Annotated in this window: 22 protein-coding genes and 1 tRNA gene; 16 read left to right on the top strand and 7 right to left on the bottom strand. The window is 71.8% G+C overall.

Going from position 1 to position 21,760, the window contains the following annotated elements; all coding sequences use genetic code 11:
* Nucleotides 1-79 precede the first annotated feature (79 nt).
* The 6 genes from BJ986_RS01560 to proB all read left to right on the top strand — a co-directional run bounded on the left by BJ986_RS01560 (nt 80) and on the right by proB (nt 7,820).
* Nucleotides 80-832 carry a TIGR03936 family radical SAM-associated protein gene (locus BJ986_RS01560; protein ID WP_179420404.1) on the top strand — a complete coding sequence of 251 codons (753 nt, stop codon included), beginning with the start codon at nt 80-82 and terminating at the stop codon, nt 830-832.
* A gap of 170 nt (nt 833-1,002) precedes the next feature.
* A complete protein-coding gene (locus tag BJ986_RS01555) occupies nt 1,003-4,218 on the top strand; it encodes an Rne/Rng family ribonuclease (protein WP_179420403.1) in 3,216 nt (1,071 codons plus the stop codon).
* Between the two features lie 184 nt (nt 4,219-4,402).
* On the top strand, nt 4,403-4,711 hold the full coding sequence (gene rplU / locus BJ986_RS01550) for a 50S ribosomal protein L21 (RefSeq protein ID WP_179420402.1): 309 nt from the start codon (nt 4,403-4,405) through the stop codon (nt 4,709-4,711).
* A gap of 36 nt (nt 4,712-4,747) precedes the next feature.
* The gene (gene rpmA, locus BJ986_RS01545) at nt 4,748-5,017 is read left to right on the top strand and encodes a 50S ribosomal protein L27 (protein ID WP_179420401.1); all 270 of its coding nucleotides are present in this window, start codon (nt 4,748-4,750) and stop codon (nt 5,015-5,017) included.
* A gap of 135 nt (nt 5,018-5,152) precedes the next feature.
* A complete protein-coding gene (gene obgE / locus BJ986_RS01540; RefSeq protein WP_179420400.1) occupies nt 5,153-6,685 on the top strand; it encodes a GTPase ObgE in 1,533 nt (510 codons plus the stop codon).
* 10 nt (nt 6,686-6,695) lie between these two features.
* Nucleotides 6,696-7,820: a glutamate 5-kinase gene (gene proB, locus BJ986_RS01535; RefSeq protein WP_179420399.1), complete on the top strand. Its 1,125-nt coding sequence runs from the start codon at nt 6,696-6,698 to the stop codon at nt 7,818-7,820.
* 33 nt (nt 7,821-7,853) lie between these two features.
* Here proB and BJ986_RS01530 read toward each other — a convergent pair whose 3' ends face one another.
* Entirely contained in the window at nt 7,854-8,774 is a 921-nt protein-coding gene (locus BJ986_RS01530; RefSeq protein ID WP_179420398.1) for a hypothetical protein, read from the bottom strand.
* A 43-nt stretch (nt 8,775-8,817) separates the two neighbouring features.
* On the bottom strand, nt 8,818-9,669 hold the full coding sequence (gene pdxY / locus BJ986_RS01525) for a pyridoxal kinase PdxY (protein WP_179420397.1): 852 nt from the start codon (nt 9,667-9,669) through the stop codon (nt 8,818-8,820).
* Nucleotides 9,670-9,772: 103 nt separating this feature from the next.
* Here pdxY and BJ986_RS01520 point away from each other — a divergent pair, with 103 nt between their 5' ends.
* Nucleotides 9,773-11,053: a glutamate-5-semialdehyde dehydrogenase gene (locus BJ986_RS01520; protein WP_179420396.1), complete on the top strand. Its 1,281-nt coding sequence runs from the start codon at nt 9,773-9,775 to the stop codon at nt 11,051-11,053.
* Between the two features lie 65 nt (nt 11,054-11,118).
* Nucleotides 11,119-11,814 (top strand): methyltransferase domain-containing protein, encoded by a 696-nt coding sequence (locus tag BJ986_RS01515; protein ID WP_179420395.1) that lies wholly within the window; start codon nt 11,119-11,121, stop codon nt 11,812-11,814.
* On the opposite strand, the gene BJ986_RS01510 is transcribed toward BJ986_RS01515, so the two are convergent.
* Complete coding sequence (locus BJ986_RS01510; protein WP_179420394.1) at nt 11,768-12,811, bottom strand: glycosyltransferase family 2 protein; 1,044 nt, start codon at nt 12,809-12,811, stop codon at nt 11,768-11,770. The genes BJ986_RS01515 and BJ986_RS01510 overlap by 47 nt on opposite strands.
* A gap of 681 nt (nt 12,812-13,492) precedes the next feature.
* On the opposite strand from BJ986_RS01510, the gene BJ986_RS01505 reads away from it, so the two are divergent.
* From BJ986_RS01505 to BJ986_RS01470, 8 genes are all read left to right on the top strand, one after another.
* On the top strand, nt 13,493-13,747 hold the full coding sequence (locus BJ986_RS01505; RefSeq protein WP_179420393.1) for a hypothetical protein: 255 nt from the start codon (nt 13,493-13,495) through the stop codon (nt 13,745-13,747).
* Between the two features lie 2 nt (nt 13,748-13,749).
* Entirely contained in the window at nt 13,750-14,358 is a 609-nt protein-coding gene (nadD, locus tag BJ986_RS01500; protein ID WP_179420392.1) for a nicotinate-nucleotide adenylyltransferase, read from the top strand.
* Between the two features lie 7 nt (nt 14,359-14,365).
* On the top strand, nt 14,366-14,740 hold the full coding sequence (gene rsfS, locus BJ986_RS01495; RefSeq protein WP_179420391.1) for a ribosome silencing factor: 375 nt from the start codon (nt 14,366-14,368) through the stop codon (nt 14,738-14,740).
* Complete coding sequence (locus tag BJ986_RS01490) at nt 14,737-15,423, top strand: histidine phosphatase family protein (protein WP_179420390.1); 687 nt, start codon at nt 14,737-14,739, stop codon at nt 15,421-15,423. Before rsfS ends, BJ986_RS01490 begins: the two co-directional genes overlap by 4 nt.
* Before the next feature lie 96 nt (nt 15,424-15,519).
* Nucleotides 15,520-15,592: transfer RNA gene (locus BJ986_RS01485), tRNA-Ala, on the top strand.
* 228 nt (nt 15,593-15,820) lie between these two features.
* Entirely contained in the window at nt 15,821-17,083 is a 1,263-nt protein-coding gene (locus BJ986_RS01480; RefSeq protein ID WP_179420389.1) for an alkaline phosphatase family protein, read from the top strand.
* Nucleotides 17,083-18,309, top strand: a complete 1,227-nt coding sequence (locus BJ986_RS01475; protein WP_179420388.1) for an alkaline phosphatase family protein — start codon at nt 17,083-17,085, stop codon at nt 18,307-18,309. The genes BJ986_RS01480 and BJ986_RS01475 overlap by 1 nt, the downstream gene beginning before the upstream one ends.
* A gap of 29 nt (nt 18,310-18,338) precedes the next feature.
* Nucleotides 18,339-19,061, top strand: coding sequence for a GDSL-type esterase/lipase family protein (locus tag BJ986_RS01470; protein WP_202881155.1), 723 nt, complete (start codon nt 18,339-18,341; stop codon nt 19,059-19,061).
* Nucleotides 19,062-19,113: 52 nt separating this feature from the next.
* Here the strand turns inward: BJ986_RS01470 and BJ986_RS01465 are convergent, their stop codons facing one another.
* From BJ986_RS01465 to BJ986_RS01450, 4 genes are all read right to left on the bottom strand, one after another.
* Nucleotides 19,114-19,752 (bottom strand): hypothetical protein, encoded by a 639-nt coding sequence (locus BJ986_RS01465; RefSeq protein WP_179420387.1) that lies wholly within the window; start codon nt 19,750-19,752, stop codon nt 19,114-19,116.
* A gap of 172 nt (nt 19,753-19,924) precedes the next feature.
* Entirely contained in the window at nt 19,925-20,503 is a 579-nt protein-coding gene (locus BJ986_RS01460; protein WP_179420386.1) for a DUF3618 domain-containing protein, read from the bottom strand.
* On the bottom strand, nt 20,500-20,919 hold the full coding sequence (locus BJ986_RS01455) for a phage holin family protein (RefSeq protein WP_179420385.1): 420 nt from the start codon (nt 20,917-20,919) through the stop codon (nt 20,500-20,502). Before BJ986_RS01455 ends, BJ986_RS01460 begins: the two co-directional genes overlap by 4 nt.
* Nucleotides 20,916-21,725 carry a hypothetical protein gene (locus BJ986_RS01450; RefSeq protein ID WP_179420384.1) on the bottom strand — a complete coding sequence of 270 codons (810 nt, stop codon included), beginning with the start codon at nt 21,723-21,725 and terminating at the stop codon, nt 20,916-20,918. Before BJ986_RS01450 ends, BJ986_RS01455 begins: the two co-directional genes overlap by 4 nt.
* Between the last annotated feature and the right edge of the window lie 35 nt (nt 21,726-21,760).

The following is a 21,760-nucleotide window of genomic DNA, read 5'->3' as shown; positions in this document are numbered from 1 at the left end:
CGCCCCACCATGGCCCGATGTGGCCAGTCCGGTATGCCGCGTGGCGAAGCCGCCTGCGGGGGCCCCTTAGGCTTTCCCCATGGCCAGGCAGCGCGTTCCCGAAGGACCCCCACCCGCCCTGGCGGTGCAGAAGCTGCGGGTCCGGTACGCCAAGCGGGGGCGGCTCAGGTTCTCCTCCACCAGGGACTTCCAGCGGGCGCTCGAGCGCGCCCTGCGCCGGGCCGGGGTGCCGATGGCGTTCTCCGCCGGCTTCCACCCGCACCCGAAGATCAGCTACGCCAACGCGGCCCCGACCGGGACGGCCAGCGAGGCCGAGTACTTCGAGATCTCGGTGACCGAACGGGTCGACCCGGAGTCGGTGCGGGCGGCCCTCGACGAGGCACTGCCCCAGGGGCTGGACGTGCTCGAGGTCGTCGAGGCCGCCCAGGGCGCACTCGCCGACCGGCTCCAGGGCAGCGACTGGGTGATGGACTTCCCCGGCCTGACCGAGGCACAGCTGCAGCAGGCCGCCGACCAGCTCCTCGCGCTCGACCGGGTCGAGGTCAGCAGGACCTTCAAGACCGGGCCGAGGACGTTCGACGTGAGATCGGCCGTCGTGTCGATGACCACCGCGCCGTCCGAGCGCCCTGACTGTGCGATACTGCGGGTGGTTGTACGGCACACCACACCGGCCGTACGCCCCGACGACGTCCTGACCGCGCTGCGAGCAGCCACGGAGCTCACGCCACCGATGCCACCCCTGGTGACTCGACTGGCGCAAGGCCCGCTGCGACCCGCAACCGCTGGGGTGGCTGATCCACTGGCTGCCGACGAGGACGACGACGGCGCCTGACGTGGTGCCGCGCGAACTGCGCGAGCCTCGACGGGCGTAGCCCACCCGACTTCCGTGCCGACGGCACCCGCCACCGACACGACGCAACACCGCGCACCACATGGCCGATGGGAGAGTCTTCCGGACTCTCGGTGTGGCCTTCGCCCGTGGGTGACGGAAGGGCGCCACGGATGGCCTCCAACGAAGACCTGTTCGCCTCGAACCACGCGGAGACTGCCGACGCTGCGGCGCCGGAGCCCGCTGCCGAGGGCGACGTGAGCGCCCCGGCGCCGGCCCGCAAGCGCGCCCGCAGGGCCACCACGAAGGCGTCCGCCCCGGCGACGGTCGACGCCTCCGTCGACTCCGAGTCCGGCTCTGACGCCTCTGACGCCGGCTCCGCCGACGTGACGGACGCCGCCGACGAGCCCGCGCCGGCGAAGAAGACGGCCAAGAAGGCCGCGGCGAAGAAGACCACGAAGAAGGCCGCGGCGACGAAGGCGGCGCCCGCGAAGGCTGCCAAGGCCGTGAAGGCTTCGTCGGCCGCGGCCGACGAGGCGGCGGACGCCGGCACCGACACGAGCACCGACACGAGCACCGACACGAGCGCCGAGCCGCATACCGCAGGCGACACCGACTCCGCTGCCCGTGCCCCGAGGACCAGGTCCCGTCGAGCGCGCTCCGCCGCGGCCGAGCCGGCGCCCTCCCAGGGCGTCGTCGGCACCTCCGAGGACGAGGCGACGGACGACCCCGAGGTCACCGACGAGGTCACTGACGAGGTCACTGACGAGGACACGGCGCAGGCCGCGACTGACCAGGCGACCGCCGTCGTGCCCAGCTTCGGGGTGCTGTTCCAGGCGCCGGACCCGGCGGCTGGCCGTCCCACCCGCCGGAGAGCGGCCACCAAGGCCGCCGGACCGCCGCAGGTAGCAGCCGACGCCCCGGCCACCGCGCCCGACGAGGCCGCCACGGCCGACCAGGACACCACCGACACCGACAACGTCGCGGTCGACGAGGTGGCGCAGGGCCCCGCTCCGCGCCGTCGCCGCGGCCGCGGGACCAGGCAGCAGACCGGTTCCCCGGCTGAGGCCACGCGCGACAGCGCGGACGGCTCCGAGGACGCCTCGGGCGCCGACCAGGGTGACGACAGCCACGCGGACGACGACACCGAGGGCGGCTCCGACGGCGGTCGCCGCCGGCGTCGCCGCGGCGGCAAGGGCCGCGGCCGTGGCCGTGGGCAGACCGACTCCGACGCGGACTCCGAGTCCGCAGAGGGCGACGAGTCCTCGACCGAGGGCCCCGACTCCGACGCCGGAGACGACCAGCCCGGGGACGGCGATGCCTCGTCGAGCCGTCGTCGTCGTCGCCGTCGCCGCAGCGGGTCCTCCGCCGAGGGGGACGACCCGCCCGGCACCGTGACCCGCGTGCGCGAGGCTCGTCGCGACGAGCCGCAGAGCGTCAAGGGCTCGACCCGCCTCGAGGCCAAGAAGCAGCGTCGCCGCGAGGGCCGCGAGGCCGGCCGTCGCCGCACGATCATCACCGAGGCCGAGTTCCTGGCCCGCCGCGAGAGCGTCGAGCGCGTGATGGTCGTCCGGGAGCGGGAGGGCCGCACCCAGATCGGCGTGCTCGAGGACGACGTCCTGGTCGAGCACTACGTGTCCCGCGAGACCAACGTGTCGATGGCCGGCAACGTGTACCTCGGTCGGGTCCAGAACGTGCTCCCGTCCATGGAGGCCGCCTTCGTCGACATCGGCAAGGGCCGCAACGCCGTGCTGTATGCCGGTGAGGTCAACTGGGATGCCGCCGGCCTGGAGAACAACCAGCCCAAGCGCATCGAGAACGCCCTCAAGTCCGGTGACACCGTGCTCGTGCAGGTGACCAAGGACCCGATCGGCCACAAGGGCGCTCGCCTGACCAGCCAGATCTCCCTGCCCGGCCGCTACCTGGTCTACGTGCCCGAGGGCTCGATGACCGGCATCTCCCGCAAGCTCCCGGACACCGAGCGCAGCCGCCTCAAGGGCATCCTCAAGGAGGTCGTCCCGGACCGGGCCGGCGTCATCGTGCGCACTGCCGCCGAAGGGGCCAGCGAGGAGGAGCTGCGCGCGGACGTGGAGCGCCTCACCAAGACGTGGGACAAGATCAAGGCCAAGGCGGACTCCAAGGGCAAGGCCAAGGGCGGGGCGCCGTCCCTCGTCCACGGGGAGCCCGACCTCACCGTCCGGGTCATCCGCGACGTCTTCAACGAGGACTTCACGTCCCTCGTGGTCGCCGGCGACCAGGCCTACGCGGAGGTCAGTGACTACCTCGGCGACGTCGCCCCCGACCTCGCCGAGCGTCTCCAGCGGTGGACCTCCGAGGAGGACCTGTTCACCCACTACCGCGTGGACGAGCAGATCGCCAAGGCCATGGACCGCAAGGTCTGGCTGCCCTCGGGCGGCTCGCTGGTCATCGACCGCACCGAGGCGATGACGGTCGTCGACGTCAACACCGGCAAGTTCGTCGGCTCGGGTGGCAACCTCGAGGAGACGGTCACCAAGAACAACGTCGAGGCAGCCGAGGAGATCGTGCGTCAGCTCCGGCTGCGCGACATCGGCGGCATCATCGTCATCGACTTCATCGACATGGTCCTGGAGAGCAACCGCGACCTCGTGGTCCGCCGCCTCCTGGAGTGCCTGGGCCGCGACCGGACCAAGCACCAGGTCGCCGAGGTGACCTCCCTGGGCCTGGTCCAGATGACCCGCAAGCGCGTGGGATCGGGCCTCATCGAGGTCTTCTCCGAGACCTGCGAGCACTGCGGCGGACGCGGCATCATCGTGCACGCCGACCCGGTCGACAGGTCGTCCGGCGGCGATGGCCGGGACAACCGGGACAACCGAGACGGCCGTGACAGCGGTGGCGGTCAGGGTGCCGGCTCGAGCGGCCAGAGCTCCCGCAGCGGCCGCGGCCGGCGCGGGCGCTCCGGTTCCTCGGCTCCCGAGGCAGAGGCCCCGCCGCAGCCGGTCCACTCCGGTCCCACCCCGGCGCAGATCGCCGCCGCGGCCCACGCGGCGGCCCTCAAGTCCGCCGACCACCACGGCCACGACGACGACCACGACCACCACGGCCACGACGACGACCACCCGCAGGAGCACGGGTTCGGCGAGGTCGGGCAGGACACTCCTGTGCTCGAAGTGCGCGAGCACCTCGAGCAGGCGCTTCCCGAGGCCGCGGCTGCGCCGGCGCCGGAACCGACGCCGGAACCGACCCCCGAACCGACCCCCGAACCGGTCCGAGCAGCCCCCGAGCCGGTGGCACAGACCCCGAAGCGCCGCAAGCGCGGCCGCGTCGTGGCACCGGCCGGACCGCCCCGTGCGGTGGCCGGCGAGGCCGACGGCGGCCCGTCCGCGGAGGCGGCGGCCGAGCAGGCCTGAGCCGTTGCGGCATACGGGTGGGTGACCTGCCCGTGTGCCGCACGACCGCGGGTTTGGTCGGCAAGGCCCCTAGCCGGTAATCTTCATCCTTGGTGCGCCCACCATCCGGCGTCCGCGCGAGCGGGTAGCTGTCGGCTGGTCCAGACAGAGAGCGCGTGCCTCCCGAAGAAGAAAAGAGTTCCACGTGTACGCGATTGTTCGCGCTGGTGGTCGCCAGGAGAAGGTTTCCGTCGGCGACGTCCTCATCATCGACAAGGTCAGCGGCAAGGCCGGCGACAGCATCGACCTGACCCCCTTGCTCGTCGTCGACGGCTCGACCGTGACCAGCGACGCTGACAAGCTCGCCAAGGTGACCGTCAAGGCCGAGGTCGTCAAGCCCGCCAAGGGCCCGAAGATCACGATCATGAAGTACAAGAACAAGACGGGCTACAAGAAGCGTCAGGGCCACCGTCAGCACCTGACCCAGGTCAAGATCACCTCGATCGACGCCTGAGTTTCGGACCAGAACAAGACATAGGCAGGTACTGACATGGCACACAAGAAGGGTGCGTCCTCGACCCGTAACGGTCGCGACTCGAACGCACAGTTCCTCGGCGTCAAGCGCTTCGGCGGCCAGCTCGTGAACGCGGGCGAGATCCTCGTCCGCCAGCGTGGCACGCACTTCCACCCCGGTGACGGCGTCGGCCGTGGCGGCGACGACACGCTGTTCGCGCTCGTCGCGGGCAACGTCCAGTTCGGCACGAAGCGTCGGCGCAAGGTCGTCAACATCGTCCCGCTGGAGACCTCGGACGCCAGCTGATCCTCGGTATGCCGCGTGGCCCCGCCACGCGCCGCACCGCACCGGAGGGGGCGGGCCCGACACGGGCCCGCCCCCTCCGCACGTCTTCCGGGGCACACCTAGGATTTGCCCCACCCGACCAGAAAGAAGAGCCCCATGACCACGTTCGTCGACCGCGTCGTGCTGCACGTCGCTGCCGGCGACGGCGGACACGGAGTTGCCTCGGTCAAGCGCGAGAAGTTCAAGCCGCTCGGTGGGCCTGACGGCGGCAACGGCGGGCGGGGCGGCAACGTCATCCTGCGCGTCGACCCCAATGTCACCACGCTGCTCGACTACCACCACCACCCCCACCGCAAGGCGACCAACGGCAAGCCCGGCGCCGGGGACGAGCGCAACGGCGCTGACGGCGGCGACCTGGTGCTCACCGTGCCCGAGGGCACCGTCGTCAAGGACGCCTCCGGGGAGGTCCTGATGGACCTCGTCGGCCTCGACGCTGAGTTCGTCGTCGCCAAGGGGGGGCGCGGGGGCCTGGGCAACAAGGCGCTCGCCTCCGCCCGCCGCAAAGCCCCCGGCTTCGCCCTGCTGGGGGAGCCCGGTGATGCCCTGGACATCGTGCTCGAGCTCAAGTCGCTGGCCGATGTCGCGCTGATCGGCTTCCCGTCCGCGGGCAAGTCCTCGCTCGTGTCGGTGCTGTCCGCCGCCCGGCCGAAGATCGCCGACTACCCGTTCACGACCCTGGTGCCCAACCTCGGGGTCGTGCAGGCCGGGGACGCCCGGTTCACCATCGCCGACGTGCCCGGCCTCATCCCCGGCGCCAGCGAGGGCAAGGGCCTCGGCCTGGAGTTCCTGCGCCACGTCGAGCGGTGCTCGGTCCTCGTGCACGTCATCGACTGCGCGACGCTCGAGCCCAGTCGTGACCCGATGACCGACCTCGACGTCATCGAGCGCGAGCTCGCCCAGTACGTGCCGGATGCGACCCTGGGGGGCCGCCCCCTGGCCGAGCGGACCCGCATCGTGGTGCTCAACAAGTCCGACGTCCCCGATGCCCAGGAGCTGGCCGACATGGTCAAGCCCGACCTCGAGGCGCGCGGCATCGAGGTGTTCGTCGTGTCCGCCGTGGCGCACACCGGCCTGCGCGAGCTGACCTTCGCGATGGCCCGGCAGGTCAAGGCCGCCCGGGCCGAGATCGAGGCTGCCGCAGCGGCCGCCCCGCAGCGCATCGTGATCCGGCCCAAGGCCGTCGACGACACCGGCTTCACGATCATCCGCGAGAACACCGCCGACGGCGAGGTCTTCCGCATCGAGGGTGAGCGGCCCACCCGCTGGGTCCGCCAGACCGACTTCTCCAACGACGAGGCCGTGGGCTACCTGGCCGACCGGCTCGGCCGGGCCGGCGTGGAGGAAGCCCTCTTCAAGGCCGGTGCCGTGGCCGGAGCGACGGTGCTGATCGGTCCCAAGGACAACGCCGTCGTCTTCGACTGGGAGCCGACCCTCGTGGCGGGCGCCGAGCTGCTGGGGGCGCGGGGCACCGACCTGCGTCTGGAGGAGGCCGCCCGTCCGACCCGGGACGACAAGCGCGCCGACTACGCCGAGCGACGTGCGGCCAAGACCGCCGCTCGCGACGAGCTCGCGGCCGAGCGCCGGGCCGGTCACTGGGCCACGGCGAAGGACGAGGACGCCGAAGAATGAGCTCGGCGGCATGAGCACCGCTGACCGCCGGGGCGACGTGGCGCGTGCCCGGCGCCTCGTGGTCAAGGTCGGTTCGTCGAGCCTGACCGACGTGGGGGGAGGAGCCCTCGACGAGGAGCGGCTGGTGGCCCTCGTGGACGTGCTGGCCGCCCGGCGCCTCGCCGGGCAGCAGGTCGTGCTCGTCTCCTCGGGCGCCATCGCGGCGGGGATCGCGCCCTTGGGGCTGACCAGGCGACCGTGGGACCTCGCGACCCAGCAGGCGGCGGCCAGCGTGGGGCAGGGAGCCCTCGTGGCGGCATACCAGCGGGCCTTCGGCGTCCACGGGCTGACGGTGGGGCAGGTGCTGCTCACGGCCGACGACGTGACCCGGCGGTCGCACTACACGAACGCCCGCCGCACGCTGGACCGGTTGCTCGAGCTGGGCATCGTGCCCATCGTCAACGAGAACGACACCGTGGCCACCCACGAGATCCGGTTCGGCGACAACGACCGGCTCGCGTCCCTGGTGGCCCACCTCGTGCACGCGGACGGGCTCGTCCTGCTCACCGACGTCGATGCGCTGTATGACGGGCCGCCGAGTCGCGCGGGCGCGACGCGCGTGCCGACCGTGGTCGGTGGGGCGGGCCTGGAGGCGATCACGATCGGGGGCACGGGTTCGAGCGTCGGCAGCGGGGGCATGATCACCAAGGTCGAGGCGGCCTCCATCGCCAACGCGGCCGGGATCACCACCGTGCTCACCAGCGCGTCGCAGGTCGAGCGGGCCCTCGCCGGCGAGGACGTCGGCACGGTGTTCGTCCCCACCGGCTCGCGGCGCACGTCGCGCAAGCTGTGGCTGGCCCACGCAACCACTCCGATGGGCCGGCTGCTGCTCGACGCCGGAGCCGTCCGCGCCGTGACCGAGCGGCGGACGTCCTTGCTGCCTGCCGGGATCACCGGCGTCGAGGGCACGTTCTCCGACGGCGACCCGGTGGACCTGTGCGCCCCCGAGGGGCGCGTGGTCGGCAGGGGGCTGGTCAACTACAGCTCGGCAGAGCTGCCGGGCATGCTCGGCCGCTCGACCCACGACCTGGCCAAGGAGCTCGGTCCCGAGTACGAGCGCGAGGTCGTCCACCGCGACGACCTCGTCATCCTCTAGCCCGGCCGGATCCGCTGGCCCGGCCCCGGCAGGTCACCGGGCTGGTCCCTGCACCACCGACTGCCCGTCGGCCAGGCTGAGCACGGTCCGGTCGCCCAGCGGACGGCGCAGCGGGACCTCGACGCTGCGCCCGGCGCCGACGTCCGCGCACGCGATCTCCTGGCCGCTCGACTTCCGCGGGAGCTCGAGGACCGCAACGACGACGGCTCGGTCGGACTCGAACGCGACCCCGCGGTAGTCGGCCCCACACGGGCCCGGCTCGTCGTGCGCGCCGGTGAAGCTCACGGTGAGGGTCCGGCCACCGGGGGCCTGCTCGAACGACTCCGCGCGCAGGCCGTCGCCGGGCGCGGGGGTCAAGGGGACTGGCGTGCGAACCAGCGCGGACGGGGGCACCGCCACCCGCCGAAGCGTCACGGCGGTGCCCCGCAGCGAGAACCGCCAGGCTGGCACGGTGACGGTCCCGGCCGCGGTGCGCACGTCCATCGTGGTCAGCGTCGCCCCGGTCACCTCCAGGTCGGTGCACCCGCCGCAGCTGCTGCGCCGCGCGGTCATCGCGGCGAGGGCGGCACCCGCCGAGATCACGGTGGAGGAGACGCCTTGCCCCGCCCCGGTGAGCACCATGACGGGACCGGGCGCGGCCGGGAGTGTGGCGACCGCCACGAGGTGCCCGGTGAGCCAGGCGAGCTTGTCGTTCTCGCCGACAGCCGGCTCCCAGTCGCCGTCCTGCTGCTCGAGCTGGTCCCCGAGGTCGAGTGCCGGGGGAGCCGCCTCCGCCTTCGCGGCGGCATAACGGTCGGCCAGCTGGGCCGCCCGGTGGGCCAGGTCCTGGTCGCCCGAGGGGCTCGGCGCCGGGGAACCGCCCGACGCGTCCGTGCCGACCGACCCGCAGGCCGCCAGCGTGGCCACCAGCAGGGAGGTCGTCAGCACGCTGCCGACGCGGGGGAGCCAACTCATACCCGGTAGGACGTCGGGTCCGGCCGGAAGGTTGCGAGGAAGCTCAGCGCAGCTGGGTGACCTCGAACTGCAGGCGCGGTTCGGCGATGGTGGCCTGCGACTGGACGAGCTGGAGCTCGCGCTCGCCCGAGTCGAGGGTGAGCTGCAGGAGGTCGAAGACGCTGCTCGACGTCCGCGCCAGGGCCACCGCCGGGTCCGCGGTCGAGAGCAGGTGGGCGGTGAACAGGGCCGCTGTCACGTCGCCCGACCCGTTGGCCTTCATCGGCAGCCGGGGGGTCCGCACGATCCACGCGCCGTCGTCGGTCACGGCCATCATCTCGATGGTGTCCTGCGGTGCGTCCGGCTGCTCGACGCTCGTCACGAGGACGGTGGACGGTCCCATCGCCCGGACCAGCTCGACCGATGCGAGCGTCTCCTCGATGGTCCGTGGCTCGGTGTCGGTGAGGTAGCCGAGCTCGAACTGGTTGGGCGTGACGAGGTCGGCGGCCGGCACGACGCGCTCGCGCAGCAGGACGGGGATCGCGGGGTGGACGAAGCAGCCGCTCCTGGCGTTGCCCATCACCGGGTCGCACGCGTAGATGGCCGCAGGGTTGGCCTCCTTCACCCGGGCGACGGCGTCGAGGATGACGTCGCCGATGTCCTCACCGCCCTGGTAGCCGGACAGCACCGCGTCGACCCCGGGAAACACCCCCCGCTCCTCGACGCCCCGCAGGACCGCGCGCACGTCGTCGGCGGCCAGCAACGGTCCGCGCCACTCGCCGTACCCGGTGTGGTTCGAGAAGTGCACGGTGTGCACGGGCCAGACCTCGACCCCCAGCCGCTGGAGCGGGAAGACGGCGGCGCTGTTGCCCACGTGGCCGTAGGCGACCGAGGACTGGATCGACAGGATGCTCACGCCCGCATTCAACCAGCCGGCTGCCCCTGGACCACCCCGCCCTGTCGTCCTGCGGTCCGGACGGGCGCCACTCGCGTCCGCCGACGCGGCATACCCTTGGGGCATGGCTGAGATCGACCAGGCTGCCGTCGAGCAGGTGGCCACCGCCGCGCGCGCCGCGCGGGTGGCCTCGCGCCGACTGGCGCTGCTGTCCCGCGCCGACAAGGACGCGGCCCTGGTCGCGCTCGCCGACGGCCTCGACGCCGCCACGGACCAGGTCGTGGCAGCCAACGCCGAGGACCTCGGGCGCGGCCGCGGGTCGGGTATGCCGCAGGGCCTCCTCGACCGCCTGGCCCTCGACCCGCAGCGGCTCGCCGGCGTGGCCCAGGCACTGCGCGACGTGGCCGCCCTGCCGGACCCGGTGGGCGAGGTGGTGCGGGGCTCGACGCTGGCCAACGGCCTGCAGATCCGCCAGGTCCGGGTGCCGATAGGGGTCGTCGGCATGGTCTACGAGGCTCGGCCGAACGTCACCGTGGACGCGGCAGGGCTGGGCCTGAAGTCCGGCAACGCCGTCATCCTGCGCGGAGGTTCGGCCGCCGAGTCGACGAACCGGGCGCTGGTCGACGTGATGCGCGCCGGGCTGGAGTCGCAGGGGCTGCCCGCCGACGCGATCACCCTGCTGGAGGGAGGCCGTGACGCCGTGCGTGCGCTGCTGACCGCCCGGGGGCTCGTCGACCTGATCATCCCGCGTGGGGGAGCGGGACTCATCCAGACCGTCGTGACCGAGTCGACGGTGCCGGTCATCGAGACCGGCGTGGGCATCGTCCACGTCTACGTGGACGCGGCGGCGGACCTCGACAAGGCGCTGGCCATCACGGTCAACTCCAAGACCCACCGGCCGAGCGTCTGCAACGCGGCCGAGTCCCTGCTCGTCCACGAAGCGGTCGCGGCGGACTTCCTGCCCAAGGTCCTGGCCGAGCTCTCAGGTGCCGGGGTGGTCCTGCACACCGACGCGGAGTCGGGCGGCGCGGCAGATGCCGCCGGCGTGGCCCACCAGGGCGTCACCGAGGAGGACTACGCCACCGAGTACCTCGCGCTGGAGATGAGTGTCCGGGTCGTCCCCGACCTCGATGCGGCCCTCGAGCACATCCGGACCTACGGCTCGGGCCACACCGAGGCGATCGTGACCGAGGACCGCGCGGCAGCCCGACGGTTCACCAGCGAGGTGGATGCCGCCGCCGTCATGGTCAACGCCTCGACCCGGTTCACCGACGGTGGTGAGTTCGGTTTCGGCGCGGAGATCGGCATCTCCACCCAGAAGCTGCATGCCAGGGGACCGATGGCGCTCCCGGAGCTCACCACCACCAAGTGGATAGTGGAGGGCGACGGCCAGGTCCGCGCGTGAGGTCTCGACGCGGCATACCCGGGCATGTCGGGCTGCCCCACCGCCAACTGGCAGGATGAACCCCCGTGGAAGGCACTGAGGTACGCAAGCTGGCCGCGCTCGAGGACACCCACTGGTGGTACCGCGAGCGCCGGCACCTGCTGGGCCAGATGGTCGAGGGGCTGCGTCCCGGCACCGCCCTGGACATCGGGGCGGCCGGCGGAGGCAACACCCGCGTGCTGCAGCACCGTGGCTGGTCGGTGAGTGCGCTCGAGTACGGCGCGGACGGAGCCGAGGTGGCCGCCGAGCGTGGCCTTCCGGTGGTTCGCGGTGATGCGACCGCGCTGCCGGTGGACGACTCCAGCCTCGACCTGGTGGTGGCCTTCGACGTGCTGGAGCACATCCTCGACGACGACCTCGCCGTCACCGAGGTCCGCCGGGCACTGCGCCCGGACGGCACGTTCCTGATCGCGGTGCCCGCAGACCCGAGGCTCTGGTCCGACCACGACGTCGCAGTGGACCACGTCCGTCGCTACACCCGCGAGACGCTGCGGGCGGTGCTGGAGCGCAACGGCTTCGAGCTCGACTCGATGACCTCGTGGAACGTCCTACTGCGACCTGTCGTGGCACTGCGGCGGCGCAGGACCAGGGGATCGGACCTCGACACCGTCCACCCCCTCGTGAACCTGGCGCTGAGCTCGATCGTGACCGTCGAGCGCTACCTGCCCGTGAAGGCTATGCCTGGCGTGACGCTGCTGGTGCGGGCTCGTCCGCGGGTGTGACACCCTCGCCCGCGCCCGGAGCCGACTCGGCCACCAGCGGGGCAGGCTCGTCCGCGGGCGTGGCCGGCCCGGTGAGCGAGTCGTAGGCGATGTAGTAGGTCGGACGGGCCTGCAGCTGGGCGTACATCCGCCCGACGTACTCGCCGAGGATGCCCACGCACAACAGCTGCACCGCGCCAACTCCCGCGACCGCCACGACCGTGGACGTCCAGCCGGGCAGGGTCTGGCCCAGCGCGCCGGCGATGAGGGCGTAGGCGAGCAGGGCGAGGGCCCCGAGCCCACCGAGCAGCCCGAGCCACGTGGCCGCGCGCAGCGGGGCGGTCGAGAAGCCGGTCACGCTGTCGAGGGACAGCCGGATCATCTTCGACAGCGGGTACTTCGACTTGCCTGCGGCGCGCTCGTCGCGGCGGTAGGTCACCGACGTCGAGGGGAAGCCGAGGGTGGGCACGACGAACCGCAGGACGCGGTGGTGCTCCGGGAGCGAGTTGATGGCGTTGACGGTGGCCCGGGACATGAGCCGGTAGTCGCCGGCGTCGACCTGGGCGTGGGTGCCCGACAGGATGCGGATGAGCCGGTAGAAGGCTCGCGCGCTGAGCCGCTTGAAGGTCGAGTCGCTCGACCGGTCCGACCGCACGCCGTAGACCACGTCGGCCTTCTGGGCCCGGGCCTGGGCCAGCATCTCGGGGATGACCTCGGGCGGGTCCTGCAGGTCGGCGTCGAGGGTGACCACGTAGGCGCCCCGGGCGCTCGCCAGCCCTGCGGAGATGGCGGCCTGGTGCCCGGCGTTGGCACGCAGCCGGACGACCCGCAGCTGGGGCCACTCGCGTCCCATCCTGACCAGCACGGCAGGGGACAGGTCGTCGCTGCCGTCGTCGACCGCGACCACCTCGTACGTCGTGCCCAGCCCGTCGGCGACGGGCCGGAGGCGGGCGGCCAGCAGGGGCAGCACCTCCTGCTCGTTGTACACGGGGATGACGATGCTGAGCTCGGGGGGCATGAGCACCAGATTACGGGGCTCGGCGCCGTCATCGGGGTGGACGCGTCGCGGGGGGAAAGGTGAGGGCCCCTCGAAGTATGAGTTCGAGGGGCCCTCGGGTGGAGATCCTCCCTGCGGCTGGCAGAACCAGCTGCTGGGTGGATCACCGGTGCGGGTGCTGCCGTCACCGAGGTGACAGCCCTCCCCACGGATGGTGCAGCTCCTGGGCCGGCGGACCGGCCATGACTCTGCCCCTGTCGATCGCCCACCTCTTCCGGCGAACCGGACGATGTGGCCACTGCGACGATGGCGCCCTGTCTGCCCCGGCGAACCGGTGCACCCACGGCGATGCGATCTGGTCAACGGGCCCGGCGTTCCTCCGCGGCGTCGCCCGCGAACCTCTCAGCCCGAGGGCTTCGAGGACCCCTTCCGAGCGAACCCGGTCGAGGCGGTCGTCCGTTATCCGGCTGACCTGTGCTCCTGTCTCACGGCCGTCCCGGGTCTCCCCGTTTCGACCCTCCGACCGGAGCGCGTGAGAGATTTCTAGTGCCCGCATCCACTGCGCCGCAATAGGTTTCGCGAAAGATTATTCGTCCACGGGTTTCCCACACGCTTGTCCACATCCGGCCGTGCTCGCACGCGCTGTTGTGCACACCCCTGTGCACAACATCCGTGGACAGGCAGGGCTGTACGCTGTGGCGCATGTCGTTGTCTTCCGTGTCCCTGTCGTCGGTCTCGCACGTCGTCGTTGTCGCCGAGGGGCAGACCCGCGAGCTTCCGATGTCCCCCTACGCCTTCGGGGCCATCGCGTTCGTGTGCTTCCTCGTGCTCCTGGGCGTCGTGTGGATGTTCCGCGGCACCGCCCAGAGGATCGCCGTCGGCCACCAGGCACACGGCCGCGCCCACCAGCACGACGCCCACGGCGCGCACACCGAGCACCAGGGCAGACACCACTGACCATGCGGCTCGGGGTGATGGGCGGGACGTTCGACCCGATCCACCACGGCCACCTCGTGGCTGCCTCCGAAGTCCAGACCCGGTTCGGGCTCGATGAGGTCGTCTTCGTGCCCACCGGCCAGCCCTGGCAGAAGGACGAGCGCGAGGTGAGCGCGCCGGAGCACCGGTACCTCATGACCGTCGTCGCGACCGCCTCCAACCCTCGTTTCACGGTGAGCCGGGTCGACATCGAACGCCCGGGACCCACCTACACGATCGACACCCTGCGCGACCTGCACCACGAACGGCCCGACGCAGAGCTCTTCTTCATCACCGGCGCCGATGCCCTGGCCCAGATCCTGTCCTGGAAGGACGCCGACGAGCTGTTCGAGCTCGCGCACTTCATCGGTGTCACCCGCCCCGGGTACGTCCTGTCGGAGTCCGGCCTGCCCGCCGACCGGGTCACCTTGCAGGAGGTCCCCGCCATGGCGATCAGCTCCACCGACTGTCGGGCGCGCGTCGAGCGCGCCGAACCCGTCTGGTACCTCGTGCCCGACGGCGTCGTCCAGTACGTCAACAAATACCGCCTGTATGCCGCCGGCTCACCTGCCGGCGCACCGGCACGAACGTAGGAGTGCAGTGCCCGCCACCGAACGATCCCTTGACCTGGCCATCACGGCCGCCAAAGCCGCCGACGACAAGCTGGCCACCACCGTGGCCGGCATCGACGTCAGCGAACAGCTCGCCCTGACCGATGTCTTCGTCATCGTCTCCGCCAGCACCGACCGACAGGTCGGCGCCATCGTCGACGAGGTGGAGGACCAGCTCCGCGAGAAGGGCGCCAAGCCGATCCGCCGTGAGGGGGAGCGGGACGGCCGGTGGGTGCTGCTCGACTTCGGCGACATCGTCGTGCACGTCCAGCACGACGAGGAGCGCGAGTTCTACGAGCTGGAGCGGCTCTGGAAGGACTGCCCCGAGATCGACCTCGGCGTGCCCAAGCGCCGGGACGCATGAGCGGCGAGGCGTCGGCCTCGACCGCTGCGACGACCCCGACCGCTGCGACGACCTCGACGACTCCGAGGACCTCTGGTCGGCGCCGCGTCATCGTGCTGCGGCACGGCCAGACGGACGACAACGCCCGGGGCGTCTGGCAGGGGCAGGTCGACAGCGACCTGTCGTCGCTCGGCCGCGAGCAGGCGCGCGACGCGGCCGGCGCGCTCGCGGCATACGCGCCCTCCGTGGTGGTCGCCTCCGACCTGAAACGGGCGGCGGAGACCGGCGCGGAGGTGGCCAGGGCGTGTGGCGTGCCGATCAGCTATGACGCGCGGTGGCGTGAGATCCACGTCGGCCAGTGGGCGGGCATGACCACCGAGCAGGTGAGCAGCGAGTTCCCGGAGGAACGGCTGCGGCACCTGCGCGGGGAGGACTTCGTGCGCGGGGTGGACGGCGAGTCGTTGTCGGACGTGGCGCAGCGCGTCCGTGCCGCCCTGGACGACCTGCTCGACAGCCTTCCTCCGGGCCAGACGGCGGTGGTGGCGACGCACGGCGTGACCGGGCGGGTGGTCATCGCCGAGCTCGTCGACCTCGACCGGCTGACGGCCTGGCGGGTGCTGGGCGGGTTCGGCAACTGCCACTGGGCCGAGGTCGTCGAGGCCGAGAACGGGTGGCGGATCCAGACCTGGAACGCCTCGGCCTGAGGACAGGGCGCGACCCGTGCCCCGATTTGGAGATTGGGTGGGGGTACTGGGTAAACTTCCGCAGTCCCCTCACGGGGGCGTCCCACTCGGGAGACCGGGGCTGTGGCGCAGTTGGTAGCGCACTTCCATGGCATGGAAGGGGTCAGGGGTTCGAATCCCCTCAGCTCCACAAACGAAGAATGACCGGACACGCTTTTCGTCCGGTCGTTCTTCGTTTCTTGATGTGTATGGGGGGATTCGGGAGGAACGAGCGAGGAACGAGCGAGCGACGGCTCCCTCAGCTCCACCGCATGACGAAGGACCGGACACGGCGTGTGTCCGGTCCTTCGTGCATGAACGTCGGGTGAACAGGACCGTCCGGGCCGTGACCACCACCGGCGCGCGCCGTTGTCCCGGCATGACCATCACTCGCAGACACCTTCTCGCCGGCGCTGGCGCAGCGCTGGGCGGGGCCGCCCTGGGCGTGCCCGAGTCCTCGTCCGCGTCCGCCGCCGGCACCACACTGCCGAACCCGGCCCGCAGCGGCATCGAGCACGTCGTCGTCGTCATGATGGAGAACCGGTCGTTCGACCACTACCTCGGCTGGCTGCCCGGAGCGCGCGGTCGCCAGGCCGGCCTGACGTACACCGACCGGTACGGGGTGCCACACACGACGCACCACCTGACCGACTTCCAGGGCTGCGCGCACCCCGACCCCGACCACTCGTTCGAGGGGGGTCGCGTCGAGTACAACAACGGGCGCTGCGACGGCTGGCTCAAGGCAGGCGACAACGACACCTTCGCCATCGGGTACTACACCGACGCCGACCTCGCGTTCTACGGCCACGCGGCCCGCGACTGGACCGTCTGCGACAACTACTTCTCGGCCATCCTCGCCGAGACCTACCCGAACCGCTTCTACCAGCACGCCGCGCAGACCGACCGCATCCACAACTCGACCGCCATCGCGACCATGCCCACGATCTGGGACCGGCTCGCCGCCGCTGGCGTCAAGGGCACCTACTACTACTACGACACGCCCTTCACCGCGCTGTGGGGCAGCAAGTACCTCGACATCTCCAAGCCCTACCCGCAGTTCCTGGCCGACGCCGCGGCCGGCACGCTGCCTGCGGTGAGCTTCGTCGACCCGAAGTTCCTCGACGAAGGGACCGGCTCCAGCGCCGACGACCACCCGCACGCCGACATCCGCGCCGGGCAGCACTTCCTCGACCAGGTGTACAACGCCGTGACCACGGGTCCCGGCTGGGACAAGACCGTCCTGGTCGTCAACTACGACGAGTGGGGTGGCTTCTTCGACCACGTCGCCCCCACCGCAGCCCCGGATGCCCACCCCGCATGGGGCATGCGCGGCTTCCGGGTGCCCTGCCTGGTCGTCTCCCCCCTCGCGCGTCGCGCCCACGTCGCGAAGAACCTGTACGACCACACGTCGGTGCTGAAGATGATCGAGTGGCGGTGGGGGCTCCCCGCGCTCACCCCTCGTGACGCCGCGGCCCGCAACCTCGCGGAGGTGCTCGACTTCGCCAGCGCGCCGAACACCCACGCCCCCCGGTATGCCGTCCCCCCGTTCGTCAGCGCGCCCTGCCCGCCGGCGGGGACGGCCGACTACGAGGAGTGGCATGCGCTCAAGGACCTCGCCAAAGCCCACGGATGGAGCCTGTGATGACCGACCGCACCCCGAGCCCGCACATCCCCAATCCGAGCACCAGCCCGAGTAGCCGCTTGCGCGGTCGGCGAGGGCGCCTCGCCGTCGCAGTGGCTTCAGCCCTGGTGGGCCTCGTGGTCGTGGCGGCGACCGCGACGACCACCGCGCTGGGAGCCGCGGCCGCACCCGCCGCCAAGCCCGCGGCCAAGTCCGCGGCGGCGCCCGCGGCGAGGGCCGCGGCATACCTGCCCCCGGTCAAGCACGTGTTCGTCATCAACCTCGAGAACAAGGGCTACGACGAGACCTGGGGACCCGGGTCGGCCGCGCCCTACCTGTCCCAGACCCTCCGGGCGCAGGGGAACCTGCTCAGCCAGTACTACGGCACAGCCCACAACAGCCTGCCGAACTACATCGCCCAGGTCAGCGGGCAGGGTCCCAACCCCCAGACGCAGGGCGACTGCCAGGCGTTCAGTGACTTCGCCGGGACCGGCACGGTCGCCCCGGGTCAGTACGTCGGCGACGGGTGCGTCTATCCCACGACGGTGCCCACCCTGCAGGGCCAGCTCCAGGCAGCCGGCCTGACCTGGCGCGGCTACATGGAGGACATGGGCACCCCCTGCCGGCACCCCGCGGTCGGCGCCGCTGACGACACGCAGAAGGCGAAGGTCGGCGACCAGTATGCGACCCGGCACAACCCGTTCATGTACTTCCACTCCATCATCGACAACCCGGCCTCCTGCGCCGCCCACGTCGTCGACAGCACGGCGCTCACCAAGGACCTCGCGTCGGTCGCGACCACGCGCAACCTGACCTACATCACGCCCAACCTGTGCCACGACGGGCACGACACCCCCTGTGTGGACGGCCAGCCCGGCGGGCTGACGTCGGCGGACGCCTGGCTCAAGGCGACGGTGCCGGCCATCCTGGCCTCGCCGGCCTACCGGAGTGACGGCCTCCTGCTGATCACGTTCGACGAGTCCGACGGACCGCAGAGCGACGCCACTGCCTGCTGCGGCGAAGGGCCCGGCCCGAACACCCCGCTGCCCGGCATCACCGGGATGGGCGGCGGTCGCGTCGGCGCGCTCGCACTGTCACCGTTCGTCCGCCCGGGCAGTGTCAGCAGCACCTCGTACAACCACTACTCGCTGCTGGCCAGCATCGAGGACCTGTTCGGCCGGGCGCACCTCGGGTATGCGGCCCAGGCAGGCCTCAACCGGTTCGGCCTCGACGTCTACAACCGTTGAGGTGGGTGGCACCGACATAGGATGCCGAGGTGGCGACCGCCTTCGACTACGACAACACCAGTGGGCGTCCACCCGGCGTCGTGATGAGGGTGCTGTCGGCGGTGCTGCCCGGTGTTGCCAGCGTGGGCAGCCAGACCCAGCCGTATGCCGCGGCGTGGCGCGCCGGCAACGCCGCGGCCCTCGCGGCTGACGGACCGGGGGCGGACCCGCTATGGGTCGCCCTGGGTGACTCGATGACCCAGGGGATCGGCGCGTCCGCCCCTGACCGGGGCTGGGTCGGCCAGCTGGCCGACCACCTGGCGGCCGCGGGTCGTCCGCACCGCGTGGTCAACCTGGCGGTGACCGGCGCCCGGGTGCAGGACGTCATCGACCAGCAGCTGCCGGCCCTGCGTGACCTGCTCGACGCGGGGCTCGCCCCCGACCTCGTCACCGTGGTCATCGGCTCCAACGACGTCGTCTCCCCACGGTGGCGGTCCGGTCTGACTGAGCGCTTCAGCGTGCTGCTCGACGGCCTCCCGGACGGCGCCGTGGTGGCCAACCTCCCGAACCCGCACCGCGAGGCACGGCGCGTCGAGGCGCTGCTGCGTCAGCGCGAAGGGGAGGGGCGGCTGGTCGTGGCCGACATGCGAGCCCACGGACCCCGCAGCTGGCGCGGCAAGCTGGCGGCCGACACGTTCCACCCCAACGACGCGGGGTATGCCGCCATGGCCCACGTCTTCGACGTGGCCCTCGGTCTCGCGCAGCCACGGTGACCGACGACGAGACCGATCGCCTGCTGGCCGTGGTCTCGCGGCTGCGCCGACCTCAGTCGCCGTAGGTGTCGCGCACCGTCGAGTCCCAGCGCCAGTGCGGTGCACGGTTGTCGGGGGTGCGGTGCGTCGCGGTGAGGAAGTCGTGCCAGCCGTCGCCCGTGCGGGTGGCTCCGGGGAAGAGCCGGTTGAGGACGCGCTCGCAGATGTCGCCGTCGATGCGGAAGTCCAGGTCGTGGGCGCTCAGCACGTCCCAGGCGTGGGCTGCCCCCTCCACGATGCCCATGGCCGCGAAGCCGGACGCGTCGGAGCTGCCACAGGGGTGGTAGCCGAGGTGGCCCGGGGGAGCGGTGGTGGTCACGGCGACCAGCAGCCCTCCCGCAGCGTCGACACACCGGACGATGGCCGCAGTGCCGCCGGCCGGGTCGGGCCAGACCAGGTTCGGCGGGGTGGTGGGCTGCCACTGCGGCGGGTTGACGAGGGGGATGTAGCCGTCGAGGTGGACCTCACGGCTGGAGAGGTTCAGCGCGTAGGAGGCGAGGTCGTCGACGAGGTGGGCAGCCGTGTCGCGGCAGTCCCACGCGAGACCGAAGGCGGGGCGCGCCCAGCCGTCGTCGGGGACCTGTGCGAAGCCAACCATGATGGCGTCCACCACGGTGCGCAGGTCGGACGGCGTCGAGACGGGTGCGGTCATGGTCGTGAGCGTAGGACGTGACCCCGACAGGGACCCACCTCGGCGCGTCGGCCGACCCGCACACCGGCGGTTGTCCCCTGGCGCCCCAGCTGGTGCTGGGCGACGCAACCGCCGGTGTGGGGAGCCCGGCCCCCGTCAGGACCTCAGGCACCTACCTCCTGTGTGGAGCTACCTACTGCGCGGAGCGCACCGTGTCTGCGGAGTCCTGCGCCTGGGCCTTGACGTCCGCAGCGGTGCTCTGGCTCTCCTGGACCACCGTGTCCTTCGCGTCCGTGGCCGTCTGCTTGATGCTCTCGGCAGCCTGCCTGGCCGGCTCCTTGAGCTCCTGGGCGGTGTCCTGAGCCACGCTCTTGGCCTCGTCGACGAGCGGCTGGGCCTTGTCCTTCAGCGTGCTCGCGGCCTGCTTCTCCTTCTCGCTGGCGGGCAGCAGCGAGCCGAGGAGCCAGCCCGCGCCGAGGGCGATGAGCCCGGCAGCCAGCGGGTTGCCCTGCGTCGTGCTGCGCGCCTTGGTGGCCGCGGCAGCCGGTGCGTGACCCACGCTGGACGCGGCGTCGGACCCAGTGCTCGCCAGGTCGTCTGCCGTGCCCATGACGCGATCCTTGACCGATGCCGCGACGCCTGCCACCTTGTCGGCCTGGCGGCGGGCGACGTTGGACGGGCTCACCGTCTCGGTGAGCGCGTTGACGTCGCTGCTCAGCCGGCCACGGGTGTCCTCGATCTCCCGACGGATGTCATCCGGGTTGTTCGTCATCGCTTCTCCTCGTTCCCTTTGAGCGCGTCCGGGATCTCCCGTGCCGTCTCAGTCGTCTGTGGAATTCCCTTGACCTGCTTGATCTCTCGTCGTCCGATGCTGGCCAGCACGGCCGCGATGACGGCCCACACGGCTGCCACCACGAGGGCCGACCAGGCGCGGCCGATCTCGTTGCCGAGCCCCCACCAGACGGTGATCGAGAGGAAGAGCAGCACGAAGTGGCCCGCCAGCGCCGCGCCGCCGAGCATGCCCGCGCCCTTGCCTGCCCTGGTGGCCGACTGGCGCACCTCGGCCTTGGCCAGCTCGGTCTCCTGACGGATCAGGGTCGACAGGTCCCGGCTGATGTCGGCGAAGAGCTCGCCGACGTTGCTCAGCGACCGCGGCGGTGACTCGTCGAGCCGTGGTTCCTGGCTCATGCCGGGTACGCCTCGGGGTCCGCCGTGGCCGACACTCCGCTGGTCGGGCTCCCGCCGTAGGCGCCGCTGACAGCGCCGCCGCCGTTGCCCGTGGAGGCGCCGTAGCCGGTGGAGGTGCTGTAGCCGGTGGAGGCGTCGTAGCCCGGGGAGGCGGCGCGGTGGTCGTCGGCCGACTGGTCCTGGTGGTCGGCCACGAGGCCGCGGCTGAGCCGTCCGCCGACCAGACCGATGACGGCCGCGGTCGCCAAGAACGCCCCCGGCCGCTGGCGGGCGAACTGCTTGAGCTCGGTGACCAGGGAGCCGGGGTCGCGCTGGTCGAGCCAGCCGGCCACATCGCCGATGCGCTGCGAGGCCTGATGCGCCAGGTCGCTCGCCACGCCCTGCTGCTCGCTCTGGCGGGCCATGCCGGAGAGCTCCTGGCTCAGGGAGCGAAGTCCCTCGGCGAGGCGGGTCTGCTGCTGGGCGCTCTGCTCGAGCAGCTGGCTGCGGGTCTGCTCCCACAGCTCCTTGGCCTGCTGGCCGGTCTCCTGCGCGACGTTCTTGGCCTCGTCCTTACCCACCTCGGCGACGTGGCGGGCGCCTTCCTTGGCCTGCTGGCCGGTGGCCTTGGCCTCCTCCTTCGCGACGTCCGTCGTGGTGCCGGAGGCGATCGCGCTGTCGGTGCCATGGGTGTCCGTGCCATAGGCGTCCGTGCGGTAGGAGCCGGTGTCATGGGAGCCCGTGCCGGAGGCGGGGGAGACGTCCACCGTGCCCAGGTCTCGGCTCGGGTCGGCGGGGGTGCTGGTCGTTCCGTAGTTGTCGCTCATGTCCATTCCTGTTCTGTCAACGAGTGCTGGACGCG

Origin of the sequence: Pedococcus badiiscoriae (assembly GCF_013408925.1) — a bacterium.
Lineage (GTDB): Bacteria > Actinomycetota > Actinomycetes > Actinomycetales > Dermatophilaceae > Pedococcus > Pedococcus badiiscoriae.
The sequence above is the reverse complement of the archived record's forward strand: the minus strand, read 5'-3'. Positions and strand labels throughout refer to the sequence as shown.

Coding starts and splice junctions, on each gene's coding strand:
- BJ986_RS01465 (WP_179420387.1), bottom strand. CDS start 19,752: ATGACCGCACCCGTCTCGACGCCGTCCGACCTGCGCACCGTGGTGGAC.
- nadD (WP_179420392.1), top strand. CDS start 13,750: ATGCGGCTCGGGGTGATGGGCGGGACGTTCGACCCGATCCACCACGGC.
- BJ986_RS01520 (WP_179420396.1), top strand. CDS start 9,773: ATGGCTGAGATCGACCAGGCTGCCGTCGAGCAGGTGGCCACCGCCGCG.
- BJ986_RS01490 (WP_179420390.1), top strand. CDS start 14,737: ATGAGCGGCGAGGCGTCGGCCTCGACCGCTGCGACGACCCCGACCGCT.
- proB (WP_179420399.1), top strand. CDS start 6,696: ATGAGCACCGCTGACCGCCGGGGCGACGTGGCGCGTGCCCGGCGCCTC.
- BJ986_RS01475 (WP_179420388.1), top strand. CDS start 17,083: ATGACCGACCGCACCCCGAGCCCGCACATCCCCAATCCGAGCACCAGC.
- BJ986_RS01480 (WP_179420389.1), top strand. CDS start 15,821: ATGACCATCACTCGCAGACACCTTCTCGCCGGCGCTGGCGCAGCGCTG.
- rpmA (WP_179420401.1), top strand. CDS start 4,748: ATGGCACACAAGAAGGGTGCGTCCTCGACCCGTAACGGTCGCGACTCG.
- BJ986_RS01505 (WP_179420393.1), top strand. CDS start 13,493: ATGTCGTTGTCTTCCGTGTCCCTGTCGTCGGTCTCGCACGTCGTCGTT.
- BJ986_RS01450 (WP_179420384.1), bottom strand. CDS start 21,725: ATGAGCGACAACTACGGAACGACCAGCACCCCCGCCGACCCGAGCCGA.
- BJ986_RS01460 (WP_179420386.1), bottom strand. CDS start 20,503: ATGACGAACAACCCGGATGACATCCGTCGGGAGATCGAGGACACCCGT.
- BJ986_RS01530 (WP_179420398.1), bottom strand. CDS start 8,774: ATGAGTTGGCTCCCCCGCGTCGGCAGCGTGCTGACGACCTCCCTGCTG.
- BJ986_RS01510 (WP_179420394.1), bottom strand. CDS start 12,811: ATGCCCCCCGAGCTCAGCATCGTCATCCCCGTGTACAACGAGCAGGAG.
- obgE (WP_179420400.1), top strand. CDS start 5,153: ATGACCACGTTCGTCGACCGCGTCGTGCTGCACGTCGCTGCCGGCGAC.
- BJ986_RS01455 (WP_179420385.1), bottom strand. CDS start 20,919: ATGAGCCAGGAACCACGGCTCGACGAGTCACCGCCGCGGTCGCTGAGC.
- BJ986_RS01555 (WP_179420403.1), top strand. CDS start 1,003: ATGGCCTCCAACGAAGACCTGTTCGCCTCGAACCACGCGGAGACTGCC.
- BJ986_RS01560 (WP_179420404.1), top strand. CDS start 80: ATGGCCAGGCAGCGCGTTCCCGAAGGACCCCCACCCGCCCTGGCGGTG.